The sequence below is a fragment of the Roseixanthobacter psychrophilus genome (assembly GCF_043195195.1).
Lineage (GTDB): Bacteria > Pseudomonadota > Alphaproteobacteria > Rhizobiales > Xanthobacteraceae > NCEH01.
The window spans coordinates 1-747 of sequence record NZ_JBAFWT010000160.1; the positions used below are offsets into that span (position 1 = coordinate 1).

At 64.9% G+C, this 747-nt stretch carries 1 protein-coding gene; it reads right to left on the reverse strand.

Annotated features, from left to right (window positions below; all coding sequences use genetic code 11):
- A partial coding sequence (locus tag V5F77_RS28995) for a multicopper oxidase domain-containing protein (protein ID WP_429008502.1) occupies positions 1 to 600 on the reverse strand: 600 nt, incomplete at its 3' end.
- Positions 601 to 747 lie beyond the last annotated feature (147 nt).

Genomic DNA, 747 nt, shown 5'->3' on the forward strand with positions numbered 1-747 from the left:
CCGGAAAGCGGGGTCCTTCGGATGCACCACGAAGAAGCCCATCATGCCCATGGCCATCTGGACCATCTCGTCGGCATGAGGGTGGTACATGAAGGTCCCGCTCTTCTGGAGCTGGAACTCGTAGACGAAAGTCTTGCCGACGGGGATGTGGGGTTGGGTCAACCCGCCGACCCCATCCATGCCGCAGGGCAGCAACTGCCCGTGCCAATGGATGGTGGTGTGTTCCGGCAGTTTGTTGGTGACGAAGATGCGGACCTTGTCGCCCTCGACCGCCTCGATGGTCGGTCCGGGCGACTGGCCATTATAGCCCCACATGTGGCCGACCATGCCGGGCGAGAGCTCGCGCACCACCGGTTCGGCGACGAGATGGAACTCCTTCCAGTCGCCATTCATCCGCCAAGGCAGCGTCCAGCCATTGAGCGTAACGACGGGCTGGTAGTCCGGGCCACTCGTCGGGACGAGAGGCGGCTGCATGACCGCCTCCTTCATGGTTGCGGCTTCGGGGATCGCGGCCGCCTGGGCGCGGCCCGAGACGGTGCTTGCGCTGATCAGTGCCATGCCACCGGAGGCGCCGAGGAAATTTCGACGTGAGATCGTCATGATGGGTCTCCTTGTCTCGTCAGTGTCCGCCGCCTTCGGCGGCCGCGGTCACGACAGGGCCCTCACCGGCCGAGCCGGCTGAGCTGCCTCCGCCGATGATCGCGGTCTCGAAGTCCACGGTGGCGATGAAGAAGTCGCGCTTGGCGA